Origin of the sequence: Microbispora sp. NPDC046973, from assembly GCF_040644495.1 — a bacterium.
Lineage (GTDB): Bacteria > Actinomycetota > Actinomycetes > Streptosporangiales > Streptosporangiaceae > Microbispora.
Genome location: NZ_JBEYWQ010000003.1, coordinates 203,481 through 222,136, shown reverse-complemented (window position 1 = coordinate 222,136; position 18,656 = coordinate 203,481). Strand labels below are relative to the sequence as shown.

Genomic DNA, 18,656 nt, shown 5'->3' with positions numbered 1-18,656 from the left:
CGGCCGTAGGAGGACGGGTCAGATGCCGGCGGTCAGCGGGGACATGAGGCGGCGGGCGGCCTCGGTGATCGAGCCCGACAGCGACGGGTAGACGGCGAAGGTGTGGGCGAGCTGGTCCACGGTCAGGCGGTGCTGCACGGCCACCGACACGGCCAGGATCAGCTCCGACGCACGCGGGGCGACCACGACGCCGCCGAGCACGATGCCGGTGTTCGGACGGCAGAACAGCTTCACGAAACCGTCGTTGAAGCCCTGCATCTTGGCCCGGGCGTTGGTGGCCAGCGGCAGCTTGACGACGTTCGCCTCGATCTCGCCCGCCTCGATCTGCCGCTGCGACACGCCCACGGCGGCGATCTCCGGGTCGGTGAAGATGTTGGCGGCGACGGTGGCCAGCCGGATCGGCTGCACGGCCTCGCCGAGCGCGTGCCAGACCGCGATCCTGCCCTGCATGGCGGCGACCGAGGCGAGCATCAGGACGCCGGTGCAGTCTCCCGCGGCGTACACGCCGGGCGCGGAGGTCCTCGACACCTTGTCGACCTCGATGAAGCCGTTGCGGTCGAGCCGCACGCCGTTGTCCTCCAGCCCGAGCCCGGAGGTGTTGGGGACCATGCCGACCGTCATGAGGCAGTGGCTGCCCTCGGCGGTGCGGCCGTCCTCCAGGGTCACGACGACGCCGTGCTCGGTGCGCTTCACCGAGGCGGCGCGCGAGCGGCCCATGACGTTCATGCCGCGGCGCCGGTAGACCTCCTCCAGCACCTCGGCCGCGTCGGCGTCCTCGTTGGGCATCATCCGGTCGCGCGAGGAGACCAGCGTGACCTCCGAGCCGAGCGACCGGTAGGCGCCGGCGAACTCGGCGCCGGTGACGCCGGAGCCGACCACGATCAGGTGCTCGGGCAGCTCCTCCAGGTCGTACAGCTGGCGCCAGCTGAGGATGCGCTCGCCGTCGGGCTCCGCCCCGGGCAGCACGCGGGGATGGGCGCCGGTCGCCACGATGACCACGTCGGCCCGGATCGTACGGTCGCCCGCGCGCACCACCTGGGGATCGACCAGACGGCCCCGGGCGCGGATGACCTCGACGCCTTCGGCGGCCAGCCGGGCGGCGATGTCGTTCGACTGCGCCAGCGCGAGTTCCTTCACGCGCTTGTTCACGTCGATCATGTCCACGGCGACGCCGCCGGCGTCGTGGTCAAGGCCGCCGTCGAAGCGGACCCCCAGCGACGACGCGTCGAGAAGCGCCTGCTTGCGGACGGAGGAAGCGATCAGGGTCTTGGACGGCACGCAGTCGGTGAGCACGCACGCCCCGCCGGGCCCTTCCTCCTCCACGACGGTGACTTGGGCGCCCAGTTGCGCGGCGACCAGGGCCGCCTCGTATCCGCCGGGGCCACCACCGATGATCACGATCCTTGTCACATGCTCCATTGTCCCGCATCCTGCCTACGTATTCCCGGCGAGGTGCGCGTAATGGGCCAACTACGCGGATTTCTCTCGCCACACCCCCGTGCGCGCGCTACCCGTCCAACTTTCGGGATCTTGGTTTAGGCTTGTGTGCCGTGCCTGTTTACGCGGCCTACGGCAGCAACATGGACCCCAAGCAGATGGCGGAGTGGGCTCCCCACTCGCCCATGCGAGGAACGGGCTGGCTCCCGGGCTGGCGGCTCACCTTCGGCGGCGAGGACGTCAGCTGGGAGGGCGCTCTCGCCACGATAGTCGAGGACGCCGACGAGCAGGTATTCGTCGTCCTGTACGACGTGCCGGAGTGGGACGAGGCGTCCCTCGACCGCTGGATGGCCACCGACCTCGGCCTCTACCGCAAGCTCAGGCTCCGCGTCGCGACACTGGAGGGCGACGTGCTCGCCTGGTCGTACGTGCTGAACTCCTACGAGGGCGGGCTGCCGTCGGCGCGATACATCGGCATCCTGGCCGAAGCCGCCGAGAAGGCGGGCGCACCCGACGACTACGTCGCGTGGCTGCGCACCCGCCCCTGCAAGAAGCTCGGCGACTGACACGGGCCCGGCTCTTATCGGCCGGGTTCATGCACTTCTGTACCCTCAGCAAAGTGACCCCATATGACCTGGCGGCCGAGGCCGCGACCACGCTGAGGAACCTCACCGGCATCCCTTCCTTCGACGTCGCCCTCGTCATGGGCTCGGGCTGGGTCCCGGCCGCGGACGCGATCGGCGAGACGGTCGCCGAGCTCGCGGTGACGAAACTGCCGGGGTTCTCCCCTCCCGCGGTCGCCGGTCACGCGGGCACGGTGCGCGCGGTGCGCACGGCCGCCGGGCTCAACGCCCTGATCTTCCTCGGCCGTACGCACCTGTACGAGGGCCGGGGGGTGGAGCCGGTGGTCCACGGGGTGCGCACGGCCGTCGCTGCCGGGGTGCGCACGGTGGTGCTGACCAACGCGGCGGGCGGGCTGCGCCCTGAGATCCAGAAGGTCGGCGACCCGGTCCTGATCAGCGACCACATCAACCTCACCGGCGGCAACCCGATCACGGGTGCGACGTTCATCGACCTCACCGAGGTGTATTCCAAGCGCCTGCGCGACCTCGCCCGTGCGGTCGACCCCACGCTGGCCGAGGGCGTGTACGTCGCCTTCCGCGGCCCGACGTACGAGACGCCCGCGGAGATCCGCATGCTGCGCACCCTCGGCGGCGACCTGGTGGGCATGTCCACCGTGCTGGAGGCGATCGCCGCCCGGGAGGCCGGGGCGGAGGTGCTCGGGATCTCCCTGGTCACCAACCCCGGCGCGGGCCTGGTGGGCGAGCCGCTCAACCACGAGGAGGTCCTGGAGGTCGGCCGGGCGACGGCCTCCCGCATGGGCGTCCTGCTCGCCCAGGTCGTCGACAAGCTGTAGGGGGCACCCATGACCGACTTCGTACGGCTCGCCCGGGAATGGCGTGACCAGGACCCCGACCCCGAGACGCGGGCGGAGCTCGACGCGCTTGTGGAGCGTGGTGACACGGCCGCCCTGGAGGACCGCTTCGGCGCGAAGCTGGAGTTCGGCACGGCGGGCCTGCGCGGCGCGCTGGGAGCCGGGCCGAACCGGATGAACCGGGTCACGGTGATGCGGGCGGCCGCCGGCCTGGCCCGCGTCCTGGGCCCGGGACGCCACGTGGTGATCGGCTACGACGGGCGGCACAACTCCGGCGTGTTCGCCGCCGACACGGCCCGCGTGCTGACCGGGGCGGGCCTGCGCGCCTCGGTCATGGCCGCCAAGTGGCCCACCCCCGTCCTGGCGTTCGCCGTGCGCCACCTGGGCGCGGACGCGGGCGTCATGGTCACCGCCTCGCACAACCCTCCCCGGGACAACGGCTACAAGGTCTACTGGGGCGACGGCGCGCAGATCGTGCCGCCGATCGACCAGGAGATCTCCGCCGCCATCGACGCGGTCGGCCGGGTGGACGCGCTGCCGCTGGGCGAGGGCTGGCAGACCCTCGGCCACGACGACATCGTCGTGCCGTACCTGCGAGCGTTGGCCGCGCTCCCGATCGGCGACGCCCGTGAGATCGCGGTCGCGTACACGCCGATGCACGGCGTCGGCGGCGCGACCGTGTCCGAGGCGTTCCGCGTGGCGGGCTTCGAGGTGCCGGTCATGGTGAGCCGCCAGGCGATGCCCGACCCCGACTTCCCCACCGTGGCGTTCCCCAATCCGGAGGAACCGGGCGCCATGGACCTCGCGCTCGAACTCGCCGCCGCGACCCGCGCCGACCTGGTGATCGCCAACGACCCGGACGCGGACCGATGCGCGGTGGGCACCCCGCTGCCGGGCGGCGGCTACCGCATGCTGACCGGCGACGAGGTGGGCGGCCTGCTGGCCGAGCACGTGCTGCGGCACACCTCGGGCGGCGACCGGCTGGTCGCCACCTCGATCGTGTCGTCGTCGCTGCTCGCCAAGATCGCCGTAGGCCACGGCGTGCGGCACGCCGAGACGCTGACCGGCTTCAAGTGGATCATGAAGTCGGGCCCGGGGCTGGTCTTCGGCTACGAGGAGGCGCTGGGCTACAGCGTGGGGTCGGACGCCGGCCTGCCGGTCCACGACAAGGACGGCGTGGGGGCCGCCCTCACCGTGGCCGGGATGGCCGCCGCGGCCAAGCGGGACGGCAGGTCGCTGCTCGACCTGCTGGACGACCAGGCCCGCCGCTACGGGCTGCACGCGACCGCCCAGCTCTCCGTCCGGGTCGAGGACCTGTCGCTGATCGCCAAGGCCATCGAGCGGCTGCGTACGCACCCACCGGTGCGGCTGGCGGGCCGGGCGGTGGAGTCGGCCGAGGACCTGTCCCAGGGGGTCGCGGGGCTGCCGCCGACCGAGGGCCTGCGCTACCGCCTGTCCGGCGACGCCCGGGTCGTCGTACGGCCCAGCGGCACCGAGCCCAAGCTCAAGTGCTACCTGGAGGTGGTCGTGCCGGTCGAGGGCGACGACGTCGCGCCCGCCCGGGCCCAGGCCGCGCAGGACCTGGAGGATCTGAAGAAGGACCTCGCCGTCGCCCTCGGCCTGTGAGCGCGCCTACCGGCAGACCGTGTCCCGGGCCGGCCGCCTGCCGGTGACCAGGAACGCGGTGACGGTGTCGTCGCCACAGGCGTTGCCGTTGACCAGGTAGGACCCGTGCCCGCCGGAGTCGACGGCGACCATGCGCGCCCGGCTCCCGAGCGCCTCGCGCATCCGCAGGGCGCCGCTGTGCGGCGTCGCCGGGTCACGCAGGTTCTGGACGAGCAGCACGTTGGACGGCCCCTTCGCCGTGACCCGCACCGGCGGCTCCGCCGGCCGGTAGGGCCAGTAGGCGCAGGGGCCGATGTTGACCGGCATGCCGCCGGTGAGCGGGTGGGCCGCCCGGTCGCGGGCCACCAGCCGCCGGTGCAAGTCGACCGAGCTCGGCCACTCGACGTCGTTGCAGATGGTCGCGGCCACCGAGGCCGCGCCGTTCTGCAGCGCCGCGTCCGGCGCGGTGGAGGGCTCGGGGAGGGGACCCGAGCCGAGCGCCGCCCGCATAAGCCCGGCGAGGCCGGGGAACCCGGTGTCGGAATACAGCGCGTTCAGCATGGTCTCGCGCAGGACCGCCCCGTCGAGCCGCGGCGGGTTCGCGCCAGGCCAGGGAATCGGGGCGTGGTCCAGGCGCTCGGCGAGGTCCAGGAAGGTGCGGCGGACGGCTGCCGCGTCCGTTCCCAGGCCGTATTCGTCCTCGTGGGCGGCGGCCCAGGCCGCGAAGTCGGGGAAGCGGTCCTCCACGCCCACCGAGTAGTTGGCCAGCCAGGCCCGGGCGACCTTGTGCGGGTCGGGATCGTCGTTGCTGTCCAGGATCACCCTGTCGGTGCGGCCGGGGAACATCGTGGCGTAGACGGCCCCGGCGTACGTGCCGTAGGAGACGCCCCAGTAGGACAGGCGCTCCTCGCCGAGGGCCCGGCGGACGGCGTCGATGTCCCTGGCCTCGTTGCGCGTGCTGATCGTGCGCAGCACGGGCCCGCCGTTGCGGGAGCAGGCCTCGCTGAACCTGCGTGCCCACGCGACGTTCTCGCCGATGTCGCCGCCGGCCGAGGGATAGGGCTTGAGCCGGGTGGGCGCCAGGTCGTCGTGCGCGACCCCGCAGGAGACGGGCGAGCTCCGGCCGACGCCCCGGGGGTCGAAGCCCACCAGGTCGTAACGGTCGAGCACGGCGCCCGGCAGGCGCTTCACCATCGTGCTCGGCCTGTTCAGGCCAGGGCTGCCCGGTCCTCCGGGGATGAGCAGCAGCACGCCCCTGCGCAGTCCCGGCCGCGCCGTGCGGATCCGGGAGACGGCCAGGGAGATCGTGCCGCCGCCCGGCTCGCCGTACGTGAGGGGGACCTGGAGCGTCGTGCACTCCTGGCGGGGGTCCAGCCCGGCGGCGGCGCCGCAGGAGGTCCAGGTGGTGGCGGCGTGAGCCGCGACCGGGGTAGCGGTGAGGCAGATCAGGGCGGCTGCGCCGATGGAGGCGATGCGGTTCATGGTTGTCGGCTTTCGAGTCGTGGAGGGGGTTGGCGGCGGCCCTGCTACTGCCGGGCGCCGATGGTCTCGGCCGGGCGGGCGCGCAGCGCGAGGCGTGCGGGAAGGCTCGTGGCGACCAGGGCGAGCGCGGCCACGGCGGCGATCACCAGGGCGTAGCCGGCCGGGGGGACGTACGGCAGGGCCGACCCGGTCATCCCCCTGCTGAAGGCCGACAGCGTGATCAGCGCGATGCCGGTCCCGGCGAGCACGGAGACGACCAGCGCGGTCAGGGTCTCCAGGCGGAGCATGCGCAGCACCTGCCGGCGGGTCGCGCCGACCAGGCGGAGCAGGGCCAGCTCCCGCGATCGGTCCGTGGTGGACATGGCCAGCGTGTTGACCACGGCGATCGCGCTGAACGCGATGATCAGGCCCATGGCCACGTAATTGACCTCGGCGTTCTGCGTCCCCGTCCCTGTCCCCGTCCCTTCCGTGGGATTCACCACCGGCGCCACGGCGGCCAGGGCCGCACGGGAGAGGGAGGGGGCCTCGACGAGCAGCGCGCCCGAGGGGTCGTCGACGTGGCCGGCCACCAGCGCGTACGGCAGGGTCAGGTCGCCGAAGCCGAGGCCGCGGGAGTAGACCGCCACCACCTTCAGCTCCGCCGGGGTGCCGTCGCCCAGGGTGAGCCTGAGCGCGTCGCCGACCGACAGCCCGAGCCTTTCGGCCGCCGACTCGCTCAGCGCGGCCGACCCGGCGCCGAATCCGTCGAGCGAGCCGGACACGACCCCGAGGTCCACCGCCTGCCCGATCGGCCGTTCGCCGCCGTCGACGCCCTGCGCGCCGTACTTGTCCAGCCCGACGCGCACCGAGGTGCGCACCACCGAGGCGACGGCCCGCACGCCCGGCACGCGGCGCACCGCGTCCGCCGTCCCGCCGCTCACCACGTAGTCGGCGTGGGCGCCGGCGGCGGCCTGCGCGGCCGACGCGTGCCCCATCGTGGTCTGGGTGAACAGGATGGTGCAGGTCATGGCCACCAGAAGGGTCAGCGGCGCCATCACGGAGGCCATCCGTCCCGGACCCCTCCGCAGGTTGCGCGCCGCCAGATATCCGGCGCGGGAGGCGGGCAGTGCGACGCCGAGCAGGGCGGTCGCGACGCGGGCGAGCACCGGGCCGAGCAGGGTGACGGCCACCGTCCAGACGAGCGCGGTCAGCATCGTCACCGGGCTCGACGCCGCCTCGGTCTCGAGTCCCGACAGCACCAGCGTCAGCACGATCCCCCCGGCGACGCAGAGGACGCCCGCGATCGACCGGCCGAGAGGCAGGCGGCCCTCGCCCAGGGCCGCCTCACCCAGCGCCTCGACGGGGCGGATCCGCGCGGTGCGGCGGACGGACAGGCGGGTCGCGGCCCAGGCCGCCGCCACGGCGGCCGACAGGGCGGCCGCCGCCGGGAACGGGCTGACCACCAGGCGCAGGTTCGCCGGCATGGCGCCCAGCTCGACGAACCGGCCGCGCAGCCAGAACCCGAGGGCGATTCCGGCCGCCGATCCGATGACGCCGGCCGTGAGGCCGACCAGCAGCGCCTCGCCGCCCAGCAGCCTGCGCACCTGGCCGGGAGTGGCGGCGACCGCACGGAGCAGCGCGATCTCGCGCCGCCGCTGCTGGACCGCGAGGGCGGAGGTGCCGGTCACGACGAGGATCGCCACCAGCAGCGACGTGCCGCCCAGCGCGCCGCCCAGGCTGATCAGCCGCACCCGCGCCTGCTCCGCGTCGAGGAACTCCACCGTGCCGCGCTCGTCCCCGGTGTAGGCCTTAAGACGACCGTCCAGCACCGACGCCACATCCACCCCGGGAAATACGCCGATCGCGGTCACCAGCCCCGGACGCCCGGCCAGCCGGCGGGCCTCGGCCGTCGAGAAGAACACCGTGTCCTGGCTCGGCAGTGCCTGTGCGGTGACTCCCACGACCTGGTAGGCCTTCCCCCGGACGTCGAGAGCCGCGCCCACGGACAGGCCCGAGCGGGCGTCCACGACCACCTCGCCGTCCTCGCGCGGCGGGCGTCCCCGCGCGACGGTGAACGGCGTGAGCCCCGCCGACTCCCACCCGTGCCCGAGAGCGTGCCCGTTCACGGGGAACGTCACCTCGGTCAGCACCTTCGAGACACCCGGCAGGCCGCGCAGCTTCACGGCCGACGCCTCGGGGATCCAGACCCGCTCCGAGAGCGGCTTGGCCTTCGTCTTGACCTTCCCGGAGGACTGGGTCACGGTCTCGTGGACGTTCTGGTCTCCCGCGACGATCAGCGGCGCGCCCGCGTAGCGCTCCGGCGCGACCCCGCCCCGCAGGCCGGTCTCCAGCAGCATCAGGCACGCGCAGACGAGCGCGGCGGCGCACACCAGCGCCACGAACGCCCCCGCGAACGCCGACCTGCGGTGCCGCAGGGTCTTCAGTGCGAGTCCCGTGATCATGCCGCGTACGCCCCCATCCTGGTCATGCGCTCGGCGACCTTCTCGGAGCTCGGCGCGGCCATCGCGTCCACGATCCGGCCGTCGGCGAGGAACAGGACGGTGTCGGCGTAGGAGGCGGCCACCGGGTCGTGGGTGACCATCACCACGGTCTGGCCGAGGCCGTCCACCACCTCCCGCAGCAGCCGGAGCACGTCACGGGCCGTCATCGTGTCGAGCGCGCCGGTCGGCTCGTCGCCGAAGACCACCTGCGGCCGGGTCACCAGCGCCCTGGCGATGGCCACCCGCTGCTGCTGCCCGCCGGACAGCTGGGCGGGGCGGTGCCCGGTGCGGCCCGCGAGCCCCACCCGCCCGACGATCTCCTCAAGCCACGCCCGGTCGGCCCGCGCCCCGGCCAGCCGCATCGGCAGCGTGATGTTCTCCAGCACGGTCAGGGACGACACCAGGTTGAACGCCTGGAACACGAAGCCGATCCGCTGCCTGCGCAGCTCCGTCAACCGGGTCTCGTCCATGCCGGACAGCTCCGTGCCGCCCAGCCGCACCGAGCCGGAGGAGGGCGTGTCGAGCCCCGCCGCGCAGTGCAGGAACGTGCTCTTGCCCGAACCCGACGGTCCCATCACGGCGGTGAAGCTCCCGCCGGGGATGTTCACCGAGACCTCGCGCAGGGCGGCCACCGCGCCCTGTCCCTTTCCGTACACCTTGCTCACCGCGTCAAGGCGGAGCACCTCTGTCATGTGATCAAGCCTGTCGATCAGCGGTCATGCGGCCCAGAGACGGCCTCACCTCCTGACCATGACGTCCTCATGATCCGGACACTGGTAGACATATGTGCGTGATTCGCGTACTCCTTGCCGAGGACCAGCACGTCATCAGGAGCGCCCTCGCCGCCCTGCTCGGGCTGGAGGAGGACCTGGAAGTCGTCGCGACCGTGGAGTCCGGGGAGGCCGCCCTGGCCGCCGCGCTGGTTCACCGCCCCGACGTCGCGGTCCTCGACATCGACATGCCCGGCAGTCTGGACGGCCTGGCCGCCGCGGCCGAGCTCCGCACGCGCCTGCCCGCCTGCCGCGCCCTCATGCTGACCGCGTACGGCAAGCCGGGGCATCTGCGCCGCGCCCTCGGCGCCGGTGTCGCGGGATACGTGCTGAAGACGGCGCCGCCGGACGAGCTCGTGGCCGCCATCCGCAAGGTCGCGGCCGGCGAGCGCGTGCTCGACCCCTCGCTCGCGGTCACCGCGTGGGACCTGGCGGACAACCCGCTCACCCCGCGCGAGGCCGACGTGCTCCGCCTGGCCGCCTCCGGCGCGGACGCCACGGACATCGCCGCGCGGCTCCACCTGGCCGCGGGCACCGTGCGCAACTACCTCACCGTGATCGTCACCAAGCTCAACGCCCGCAACCGGACCGACGCCGTGCGCATAGCCACAGAGGCCGGATGGATCTAGATTCGCGCGGGTGCCGGCGCGCGGTGCGGCACGCAGGCGTCCAGGGTGAACCTGTCGCCGTCGGCGTGCGAGGTCAGCCGGCCGTCCAGGGCGGCGAGGCGGGTGGTCAGGTTGCCGATGCCGGACGACACCCGCCGCGTCTTCCCTGAGTGCACGCCGGCACTGCTCACCCCGTCGTTGCGCACCCGCAGCCGCAGCCCGCTCTCGTCTGCGCGCATCGTGATCGCGCAGTGGCGGGCCTCGCTGTGCCTGAGCACGTTCGTCACGGCCTCCCTGAGCACGGTGCCCAGCACGGTCTCGACCTCGGCGGGCAGGTTCAGCTCGACCGGCTCCACGGTCACCCGGATCCCGGCGGCCGACAGCACCGTGCGCGCCGACTCCAATTCGGCCGCCAGGGACAGCTCCCGCTGCTCGCCCGACACCGAGCGCAGGTCCGCCCGCGCGCCCTCCGCCATGGCGACGATCTCCTCGATGCGCTCCCGCGGGCACTTCAGGCGGCGGGCCAGCTCACAGGTGAGCAGGATCGCGGCCAGGGAGTGCCCGAGCAGGTCGTGCAGGTCGCGGGCGGCGCGCAGGCGCTCCTCGACGATCGCGGAGCGGGCCAGACTCTCCCTCGCGGCCTGGAGCTCCTTCACGATCTGGGCCAGGCGGAGCAGGGCGTAGACCACCAGCCCGGTGACGAGCGCGCTGATCGTGCTGTTGGCGAGGACGGGGGCGGGCAGGCCGAACAGCGTCCCGGCCGCGGCGACGCTCGCCACGATCGCCGCCGCCGTCGGCCACGCGGCCCACGGTGGGAACGCGAGCAGGACCGGCCCGGCGAGGAAGCCCGCCGCTCCGAGCCAGACGGGCCCGAAGACCGGGAGGGGCGCGTACGTGAGCGCCGCCATCACTCCCAGCGCCACCATGTGACGCCCGTTCACGGAGCGGAGCTGCATGACGACGATCACGGCGAGAAACGCCGCCGCCGGGATCACGAGGGGGCCGGGGAGCTGGAGCAGCGCCTTGGCGCTGAAGCCCACGAGGACGGCCGCGAGTACCGCGACCGACACCGTGACCGACATCGCGTACGACGCGTCGCGGGCGAGCTTCGGCAGGGGCCGGCGCCATCTTCCGCCCGCCGGGGATCGTAGAGCACGGGCGTCGCCGGTGCCCGTCCCGCCGGGCGCCGCCCCCGAGGAAGGGCCACGGGGAAGGGTCGCCTCCACCACGAAGCGCCCGGTCGGGGACAGGCCGGTGGTGAGGGTGCCGCCCGCTTCCTCCAGCCGGAGGCCGTCGAAGCCGGGGCCGTCGGCGGTGCGGTGGCCGTCGTCGACGACGCGCAGCCGCACCCTGTCTGCCTGCTCGCTCGTCTCGATGACGCACAGCCGGGCGGTGCCCCGCCGTACGACGTCGGTGACGGCCTCGCGCAGCACGCTCGCCAGCAGCGCCCCACCGGGGCCGAGCGGCTCGGTGTGGCTGCCGTGCACCTCGACGGCGATTCCCGCGGCGTCGAGCATCGCCCGCGCCGTGACCAGCTCAGGAGCGAGGGATGTGGCGCGGTAGTTCGCGGAGGCGGCGCGGGCGTCGGTCAGCGCCGCACGCGCGGTGGCGGTCACCGAGGCCAGCACCTCGGCCGCGCCGTCCGGCTCCGCGAGCGCACGGCGGCCGCCCTCGACGATCACCTCCAGGCTCCGCCCGAGACCGTCGTTCAGCTCGGCCGCCAGGCGCAGCCGCTCGGCGGCCACGGCCGCGGCGGCCAGCGAGAGCCGGGCGGCGTGCATCTCGCCCGCGCGCTCCACGAGCCGGGTGAGGCCGAAGACGACCAGCGAGACCAGCACCACGGTGATCGTCGCGTCGGCCGTCGCCCCGCCGCGGGCGGCGTCGATCAGCGCCGCGCTCGCCACCACGAGCGGCGCGAGCACGCGCGCGGTATCACGATGGGCACGGCTCAGCAGCAGCGAGCCGGCCAGGAAGCCCAGGATCCCGGTGGAGACGCCGCCCGCGACGCACACCGTGTAGACGAGGACGGCCTGCGCGGCGAGCAGCCACCACTTCCTGAGCTTCAGCAGGTAGAGGACCTGCACGCCGAACACCGCCAGCGCGATCGGCGCACCCGCGACCACGTAGACGCTCGCGAGCGCGGCGAGCACAACGACGACGATCACTCGCGCCAGACGCACTCAGACCCCTTCGGCAGACGATGACCGCCCCGGCGCACGGCAATCGCGCACGGGCTCTGCTTCCGGTCTCTCTCCGTGGATCAGGAGAGGACGAAGGCGGCCACGACCAGGGCGACCGCGGCGGCGACGGCCGCGAGGGCGGACGGCGACCAGGTGACGCCGGTCTCGCCGGAGGAGTTCTCCCGGCGGGACCGGCTCATCTCGGTGAGCTGGTCGGCCACCCAGTCGGCGTGGGTGCGGGCGCCGACGGCCTCGGCCGCCGCCCGCTCGGCCTTGTTCGCCGACTTGGCCGCCTTGGCGGCCCGTCCGGCGGCCCTGACCCGCTCGCGGGCCGTCGCCTGGGGCGTCCAGCAGCGCACGGTGGTGTCCCCGGACTCGATCACGATGGCGTTGGTCACGGACACGTCGTCCACGCCGCTCCAGGGGACGTAGGCGTTCCTCAGCACGTTGCGCACGCGGACGCCGCCCTCCTCGACGACGACGGCGGGCCGCAGGGCCATCACGAAGACCAGTGCCGTGATGACGCCGAGCACCGCGCCCGCGATCAGCGCGCTGGGCATGTGGCCGTGGGCCGTGAGGTCCCACACGTTCCAGGCGGCGAACAACATCCAGGCCCAGCCGAAGATCCAGGCCGCCTTCGACCGGAAGACCTGCCGCTTCATGCGCGCCACTTCATCTGCGCATAGCCGGGTTTGATCACACCGTTGATCAGCGCGAGCCGTTCGTCGAACGGGATGAAGGCCGACTTCATCGCGTTGACCGTAAACCACTGCAGGTCGTCCCAGCCGTAGCCGAAGGCGTCCACCAGCGTGGCGAACTCCTGCGACACGCTCGTCCCGCTCATCAGCCGGTTGTCGGTGTTGACCGTCACCCGGAAGTACAGGCGGCGCAGCAGGCCGATCGGATGCTCGGCGATCGACGGGGCGGCCCCGGTCTGCAGGTTCGAGGTCGGGCACATCTCCAGCGGGATCCGCTTGTCGCGGACGTACGCCGCCAGCCTGCCGAGCTTGGCCTCGCCGTCGTCCGACACCGTGATGTCGTCGATGATCCGCACACCGTGGCCGAGCCGGTCGGCGCCGCACCACTGGATGGCCTGCCAGATCGACGGCAGCCCGAAGCCCTCCCCCGCGTGGATCGTGAAGTGGGCGTTCTCCCGCTGGAGGTATTCGAACGCGTCCAGGTGCCGGGTGGGCGGGTAGCCGGCCTCGGCCCCGGCGATGTCGAACCCGACCACGCCGAGGTCCCGGTAGCGTACGGCGAGCTCGGCGATCTCCATCGAGCGGGCCTGGTGGCGCATGGCCGTCAGCAGGGTGCCCACCCGGATCCGCGGCCTGCCGTCGGGCCCGGCCGAGCCGAGCCGGAAGCCTTCGAGCACGGCCTCCACGACCTGGTCGAGCGACAGGCCCCGGGAGGTGTGCTGCTCCGGGGCGTACCGGACCTCGGCGTACATCACGCCGTCGTCCGCCAGGTCCTCGGCGCACTCCGCGGCCACCCTGACCAGCGCCTCGCGGGTCTGCATCACCCCGACGGTGTGCGAGAACGTCTCCAGGTAGCGCTCCAGCGAACCGGAGTCCGCGGCCTCTCTGAACCAGATCGCCAGCTCATCGGGGTCGTACGTCGGCAGCGGGTGGCCGCATTCGCGGGCGAGGTCGACGATCGTGCCGGTCCGCAGTCCGCCGTCGAGATGGTCGTGCAGGAGCACCTTGGGCGCCTTGCGAATCTCCTCCAGCGTGGGCAGCCTGGTCATGCACCCTCCTCGCCGCCGTCGTTCTTCCGGCAATCCTAAGCCTGGCGGTCCTCACTCCTCCCGGTTGGCGGTGTCCGGGGAGAACGCGGGCAGGCAGACGGCCACGTACTCCGCGCCGGACGGCCCTGAGCTGTATCGGATCTTCTCGCCGGGCTCGCTGACGAACGCCTGGCCCGCCTCGACCACGGTCGTGCCGCCCGCGTGCTCCACGACGACCGACCCCTTGAGCACGAGCGTGTACTCGGCGAACTCCGGGGTCTGCGCGGGCTCCTCCCAGCCGGGCGGCGCCACCATGTGCGCGATGGAGACCTGCTCGTCGCCGCTGTTAACGCGGCCGACGTACTCGTCGATGACCTTGCCGCCCGGCACCGGGATGCGGGTGGGGCTCTCGATCCTCCTGACCATGCCGCTCAGTGTGTCAGTTGATCCGAAATAACGTCATATGGGCGCATCCGCACTACGCTTGAGCGGCTGCAGAGGCGGGAGAGACCGCCGGGCCGGGAGTGCGATGTGAACCAGACACGACACGGGCCTCGTCGCCGTACGGATGAGGAGCCGCGGTGAAAGACCTGCCGGGATTCGACGCCTTCGCCGCCGACCAGGCCCAGCCGCTCGCCCGTACCGCCCTGTCGCTGACGGGTGACCCCGAGGCCGCCCGCGCCCTCGTGGTGACCGCGCTCTCGGCCGTGGCGGCCAGGTGGCGCACCGTCCGCTGGTCGTTTCCCGCCCACGCCGCCCGTAAGGAGCTGTACGCGGCCTACCTGAAGCGCCCGCGCGCCCGCGGAGCCGCACGCGGGGCCGGCCACCTCGCTCCCGGCACGGACGCGGCGGCCCTCGCGGAGGTGCTGACCGGGCTCACGCCGCGGCGCCGCGCGCTGGTCGTGGCCTGCTTCCATGACGGGCTGACCACCTGGCAGGCGGCGGGTCTGTGCCGAATGGACGGGCGGACGGCCAACACCGAGACCGTGCTCGCCGTCGCCGAACTGCGCAATCGCCTTCCCGCCTCGTTCGTCGCCGGGACGCCGCCGGAGCCGGCGACGGAGACGGCCCCGGAGCCTGCGGCGGGGACGGCGCCGGACGAGACGCCCTCGGAATCCGTCGGGAGTCCCCCGGCCTCCGAGGGGTCCGCACCGGAGGGGACGCCGCCGGAGACGGTCCGGCGACGTGCGGCGCCGGACGAGGAGGACGCGGATACGGGTGGCGGCACGCGCGGCGCGACGTCCGGCCCCTCGGCCACCTCGTGGGCGTGGCCGTCCCCGGCGTCCGACCCCTCACCGACCTCCTGGGCGTCGCCGTCCCCCGCGTCCGACCCCTCGATGACCTCGTGGGCGTCACCCGCGCGCACGGAGACCGCGCTTCCTGGGACCACGCTTCCTGGGACCACGTTTCCTGGGACCGGGCCCACGGAGATCACGCCTCCCGCGGCGCCGTTCGTCCCGCCCGCCGCCCCCGTTTCCCGACCGGGGAGCAGCGGTCCGGACCGCCGCGGCGAGGGTCCGTGGGAGGCGGCGCTGCGCAGGGAGCTGGCCGTCCTGTCCGCGGAGATGCCCGCGCTCGATCCCGTCCCGCTCGCCGCCGAGGCCGCGCGGGCCGGGCGGCGGCACGGCACACGACGCCGCGCCCTGGTCACCACCATGAGCGTCACGCTCGCCGCCCTGGTCGTCGTCCCCCTCGCCTTCGGCGCGGCCGGTCTGCTGGGGCGCGCCGGGCAGAGCGCGGACGGCGCCTCCCCCGGCGCGCTCGACGAGAGCGCCGCGGCGCCCACGCTCCCGCCCGCCCTGCCCGCCCCCGTACGCTTCGCCTACCGAGGGTTCTGCACGGCCGACGACTATGACGAGTTCGCCGAGGAGTTCGCCGACAACGGCTGCGCCCAGTGGCGGGTGGTGGCGACCACGGGCGAGCAGTGGCGCGTGGCGGACGTGTCCCCCGCCCTCAGCGACGGCTGGCATCCTCTCCTCGCGATCAGCCTGGACGGCAACCGCTTGGTCTACCTCAGCGCGGCGTCGTCCGACTTCGTCCTCATCGACCGGCGCGACACCACCACGAGGAGGACCGACATGGTCCCGCTCGGCGAGGAGGTGTCACCGGAGGACACCCACCTCGTCATCTCCCCCAGCGGACGGTGGATGGCCGCCGACTTCGGCCCGGCCGCCGAAGCACTCCATCCGCGGGTGCAGAACCTCACCAGCTATCGGGTCAGGGCGCTGCCGCGGCGGATGCGGGTCCTCGCCGTCTCGGACGACGGCACGGTGACAGGCACGGCCACGTGGGACAGCGACGCGGTTCCCGGCCGGCTCACGACGACCGTTCTGCTGCGGGTGCGGCCGAACGGGCGCACGTTGAGCCGTACGCCGATCGACTCCGCGCTGTTCGAGGCCGGTGCCGCGGTCTCCCCGGACGGACGCGCCGTCGCCGTGGCGGCCGAGCGGGCCCACCCGGCCGAGGGCGACCACGGCCTGCTGGTCACGCTCGACGTCGCCACCGGCCGGGTGCTCACCCGGCGCGAGGCGGCCCTCCCCGAGGACGCGCACGTCATCGCCGTACGCGGCTGGGCGAACGAGCACGAGGTGATCGTGGAGGCGGAGCGGATCCGCGACGACGAGGAAGACGAAGACGAGGAAGACGAAGACGAGGAAGACGAGGAAGAGAGCGAATACTCGGTCCACGCCGTCGACGTGCGCACCGGAGCCGCCCGGCCGATCACTTTGGACGAGGCGGGCGGCGTGCCCGCCCTCTGGGTCCCCGGCACGATGCGCTGACCCGGACGCGCTGATCACGACGCGCTGACCCGGACGGCGGAAGGGAGCGCCCCGGCGACCGGGACGCCCCCTCCTCCGGAGCCGGCGGAGAACCTGCGGACGGGTCAGACCGTCTCCAGCACCGGCTCCTCCCGTGCCTCGACCGGCTGCCGCCTGAACCGGAGCCCGGTGAGGGCGACGGCCAGGCCGACAAGGGCGAACCCGGCCGAGACCACGATCGCGGCGCGGAAGCGGGCGATCGGGTCGCCGCCGTCCGCCCCCGAGGTCAGGACGGCGGTGACGATCGCCAGCACCACGGCTCCGCCGACCTGGCCGGAGGTGTTCAGCAGGCCCGAAGCCAGCCCCTGCTCATCGTCGTCGACCCCGGCGGTCGCCTGGATGTTGAGCGAGGGGAACGACAGCGCGAACGCGATGCCCAGCAGGACCATGCCCGGCAGCACCATCGTGAGCAGGCTGGGGTGGAGGTCCACCCGCAGGAACACCGCGTACCCCGCGAGCAACGCCACCGAGCCCACCACGATCAGTCGCGCGGTGCCGAAGCGGTCGGCGAACCCGCCCATCTTGGTCGAGCTGACGGCGACCAGCAGCCCCGCCGGCAGGAACGCGAGGGCGGTCTGCAAGGCGCTCCAGCCCAGCAGGTTCTGGAAGTACTGCATCGCCACGAACTGGAAGCCGACGTACGAGCCGAACAGGATGACCAGGCCGATGTTGGCCCGGGCGAGCGGCGCGGAGCGCAGGATGCCGAGCCGGACCAGCGGGTGCCGCACCCGGCGCTCAAGCCAGACGAACAGGCCGATCAGGGCGGCGGCCCCCGCGAGCGACAGCACGGTGCGCACCACGCTCACCTTGGGCGCCTCCACCACGGCGAAGACCAGGAGCAGCATGGCCGCGGTGATGGTCGCGGCGCCGAGGAGGTCGTGGCCGCCCTCGCCGCGCTCCTCGCCCCGCTCGAGCAGCCGCAACCCGGCCACCAGAGCGATGATCGCGACGGGCACCGGCATGAGGAACGTCCAGCGCCATCCGATCTCGGTGAGCACGCCGGACAGGACCAGTCCGAGCGAGAACCCGCTGGCGCCGCAGGCGGTGAAGATGCTCAGGGCCCGGTTGCGGGCGGGCCCCTCGGCGAAGGTCGTGGTGATGATGGACAACGCGGCGGGCGCGGTGAACGCGGCGCTGACGCCCTTCACGAAACGGGCCGCGATCAGCAGCGTCCCGTCGCTCATCAGCCCGCCGAGCAGCGAGGCGACCGCGAAGACGGCCAGGGCGGTCAGGAACACCCGGCGGCGGCCGAGCAGGTCGGCGGTCCGGCCCCCGAGCAGCAGCAGACCGCCGTACCCCAGCACGTAGCCGCTCACCACCCACTGCAGCGAGGAGGTGGACATGCCGAGATCGGCCTGGATGGACGGGAGCGCCACCCCGACCATCGACACGTCAAGGGCGTCGAGGAACACGACGGCGCAAAGGACGGTGAGGGCACCCCACAGGCGGGCCCCCCAGCGCTCGTCCCGAGTGGAGGAAGTCATGGCACGGAAACTTACATGCACATGCATCCAATGCACAAGCAATTAATGCGTTTGCATCTAATGTGCGCGCATGGTATGGTCGCGCCAAGAAAGGCGGTCTCGCATGAACGACATCGACGCCGGCTTCGTGGTCATGGCCTGGCGCGAACTGCTCGCCCGGCACGCGGAGGTGTCGTGCGCGCTGGAGCGGGAGCTGAGCGACAAGCACGGGCTCGGTGTGAGCGAGTTCGAGGTGCTGGAGCGCCTCGTGGAGGGCCAGTCCCCCTGCGCGGAGCCGGGAGCGGTCAAGTTCCGCGTGCAGGAGCTCGCCGGCCAGGTCCACCTGAGCCAGAGCGCGCTGTCGCGCCTCATCGCCCGTCTGGAACGCGAGGGACTGGTCTCCCGCGCGCTCTGCGAGGCGGACCGGCGCGGGGTGTTCGTGCACGTCACCGAGGAGGGCCGGCGACGGCACGCGGAGGCGACCCCCACCCATCGGGCCGTCCTGTCCGCGCACCTGTTCCCCCACCTCGTGAACGCCGGCTACGCCCCGCCCGTCCCGGACGAGGAGCCCCGCCCCGTCTGATGTAGGGGTGCCGGCCCACTGCGCGTGAGCAGGCACGACGCGCCCTCTCCCCGGTCTGTGTCCCATTC

15 protein-coding genes are annotated in these 18,656 nt (G+C 73.2%); 6 read left to right on the top strand and 9 right to left on the bottom strand.

From position 1 onward, the window contains the following. Window positions 1-18: 18 nt before the first annotated feature. Complete coding sequence (locus ABZ860_RS08205) at window positions 19-1,410, bottom strand: NAD(P)H-quinone dehydrogenase (protein ID WP_357216770.1); 1,392 nt, start codon at window positions 1,408-1,410, stop codon at window positions 19-21. A 140-nt stretch (window positions 1,411-1,550) separates the two neighbouring features. On the opposite strand from ABZ860_RS08205, the gene ABZ860_RS08200 reads away from it, so the two are divergent. From ABZ860_RS08200 to ABZ860_RS08190, 3 genes are read left to right on the top strand one after another with little or no spacing between them, the layout of a single operon-like run. Further along, window positions 1,551-2,003, top strand: a complete 453-nt coding sequence (locus tag ABZ860_RS08200; protein WP_357216768.1) for a gamma-glutamylcyclotransferase — start codon at window positions 1,551-1,553, stop codon at window positions 2,001-2,003. A 29-nt stretch (window positions 2,004-2,032) separates the two neighbouring features. Next, window positions 2,033-2,854 (top strand): purine-nucleoside phosphorylase, encoded by an 822-nt coding sequence (locus ABZ860_RS08195; RefSeq protein ID WP_357216765.1) that lies wholly within the window; start codon window positions 2,033-2,035, stop codon window positions 2,852-2,854. 9 nt (window positions 2,855-2,863) lie between these two features. Continuing rightward, the gene (locus ABZ860_RS08190) at window positions 2,864-4,498 is read left to right on the top strand and encodes a phospho-sugar mutase (RefSeq protein ID WP_357216763.1); all 1,635 of its coding nucleotides are present in this window, start codon (window positions 2,864-2,866) and stop codon (window positions 4,496-4,498) included. Window positions 4,499-4,504: 6 nt separating this feature from the next. Here the strand turns inward: ABZ860_RS08190 and ABZ860_RS08185 are convergent, their stop codons facing one another. From ABZ860_RS08185 to ABZ860_RS08175, 3 genes are read right to left on the bottom strand one after another with little or no spacing between them, the layout of a single operon-like run. Next, entirely contained in the window at window positions 4,505-5,959 is a 1,455-nt protein-coding gene (locus ABZ860_RS08185) for an alpha/beta hydrolase (protein WP_357216760.1), read from the bottom strand. A gap of 44 nt (window positions 5,960-6,003) precedes the next feature. Beyond that, a complete protein-coding gene (locus ABZ860_RS08180) occupies window positions 6,004-8,400 on the bottom strand; it encodes an FtsX-like permease family protein (RefSeq protein ID WP_357216758.1) in 2,397 nt (798 codons plus the stop codon). Next, window positions 8,397-9,131: an ABC transporter ATP-binding protein gene (locus ABZ860_RS08175; protein WP_357216756.1), complete on the bottom strand. Its 735-nt coding sequence runs from the start codon at window positions 9,129-9,131 to the stop codon at window positions 8,397-8,399. The genes ABZ860_RS08180 and ABZ860_RS08175 overlap by 4 nt, the downstream gene beginning before the upstream one ends. 98 nt (window positions 9,132-9,229) lie before the next feature. Here ABZ860_RS08175 and ABZ860_RS08170 point away from each other — a divergent pair, with 98 nt between their 5' ends. Beyond that, a complete protein-coding gene (locus ABZ860_RS08170; RefSeq protein ID WP_357216753.1) occupies window positions 9,230-9,838 on the top strand; it encodes a response regulator transcription factor in 609 nt (202 codons plus the stop codon). On the opposite strand, the gene ABZ860_RS08165 is transcribed toward ABZ860_RS08170, so the two are convergent. The 4 genes from ABZ860_RS08165 to ABZ860_RS08150 form a co-directional block, all read right to left on the bottom strand. Continuing rightward, on the bottom strand, window positions 9,835-11,997 hold the full coding sequence (locus tag ABZ860_RS08165; RefSeq protein ID WP_357216750.1) for a histidine kinase: 2,163 nt from the start codon (window positions 11,995-11,997) through the stop codon (window positions 9,835-9,837). The two genes, ABZ860_RS08170 and ABZ860_RS08165, sit on opposite strands and share 4 nt — an antisense overlap. A gap of 80 nt (window positions 11,998-12,077) precedes the next feature. Beyond that, entirely contained in the window at window positions 12,078-12,659 is a 582-nt protein-coding gene (locus tag ABZ860_RS08160; protein WP_357216747.1) for a PH domain-containing protein, read from the bottom strand. Next, a complete protein-coding gene (locus ABZ860_RS08155; RefSeq protein WP_357216745.1) occupies window positions 12,656-13,744 on the bottom strand; it encodes an adenosine deaminase in 1,089 nt (362 codons plus the stop codon). Before ABZ860_RS08155 ends, ABZ860_RS08160 begins: the two co-directional genes overlap by 4 nt. Before the next feature lie 51 nt (window positions 13,745-13,795). Beyond that, complete coding sequence (locus tag ABZ860_RS08150; protein ID WP_357216743.1) at window positions 13,796-14,149, bottom strand: cupin; 354 nt, start codon at window positions 14,147-14,149, stop codon at window positions 13,796-13,798. A 155-nt stretch (window positions 14,150-14,304) separates the two neighbouring features. Here ABZ860_RS08150 and ABZ860_RS08145 point away from each other — a divergent pair, with 155 nt between their 5' ends. After that, window positions 14,305-16,503: a hypothetical protein gene (locus ABZ860_RS08145; RefSeq protein ID WP_357216741.1), complete on the top strand. Its 2,199-nt coding sequence runs from the start codon at window positions 14,305-14,307 to the stop codon at window positions 16,501-16,503. Between the two features lie 104 nt (window positions 16,504-16,607). On the opposite strand, the gene ABZ860_RS08140 is transcribed toward ABZ860_RS08145, so the two are convergent. Beyond that, window positions 16,608-18,026 (bottom strand): MFS transporter, encoded by a 1,419-nt coding sequence (locus ABZ860_RS08140; RefSeq protein WP_357216739.1) that lies wholly within the window; start codon window positions 18,024-18,026, stop codon window positions 16,608-16,610. Window positions 18,027-18,129: 103 nt separating this feature from the next. Here ABZ860_RS08140 and ABZ860_RS08135 point away from each other — a divergent pair, with 103 nt between their 5' ends. Continuing rightward, entirely contained in the window at window positions 18,130-18,588 is a 459-nt protein-coding gene (locus tag ABZ860_RS08135) for a MarR family transcriptional regulator (protein WP_357216737.1), read from the top strand. Window positions 18,589-18,656 lie beyond the last annotated feature (68 nt).

Bases quoted from the DNA above. Each gene is read 5' to 3' on its own strand.
- ABZ860_RS08160 (WP_357216747.1), bottom strand. From the start codon at position 12,659: ATGAAGCGGCAGGTCTTCCGGTCGAAGGCGGCCTGGATCTTCGGCTGG.
- ABZ860_RS08185 (WP_357216760.1), bottom strand. From the start codon at position 5,959: ATGAACCGCATCGCCTCCATCGGCGCAGCCGCCCTGATCTGCCTCACC.
- ABZ860_RS08180 (WP_357216758.1), bottom strand. From the start codon at position 8,400: ATGATCACGGGACTCGCACTGAAGACCCTGCGGCACCGCAGGTCGGCG.
- ABZ860_RS08135 (WP_357216737.1), top strand. From the start codon at position 18,130: ATGAACGACATCGACGCCGGCTTCGTGGTCATGGCCTGGCGCGAACTG.
- ABZ860_RS08155 (WP_357216745.1), bottom strand. From the start codon at position 13,744: ATGACCAGGCTGCCCACGCTGGAGGAGATTCGCAAGGCGCCCAAGGTG.
- ABZ860_RS08175 (WP_357216756.1), bottom strand. From the start codon at position 9,131: ATGACAGAGGTGCTCCGCCTTGACGCGGTGAGCAAGGTGTACGGAAAG.
- ABZ860_RS08150 (WP_357216743.1), bottom strand. From the start codon at position 14,149: ATGGTCAGGAGGATCGAGAGCCCCACCCGCATCCCGGTGCCGGGCGGC.
- ABZ860_RS08190 (WP_357216763.1), top strand. From the start codon at position 2,864: ATGACCGACTTCGTACGGCTCGCCCGGGAATGGCGTGACCAGGACCCC.
- ABZ860_RS08140 (WP_357216739.1), bottom strand. From the start codon at position 18,026: ATGACTTCCTCCACTCGGGACGAGCGCTGGGGGGCCCGCCTGTGGGGT.
- ABZ860_RS08195 (WP_357216765.1), top strand. From the start codon at position 2,033: ATGCACTTCTGTACCCTCAGCAAAGTGACCCCATATGACCTGGCGGCC.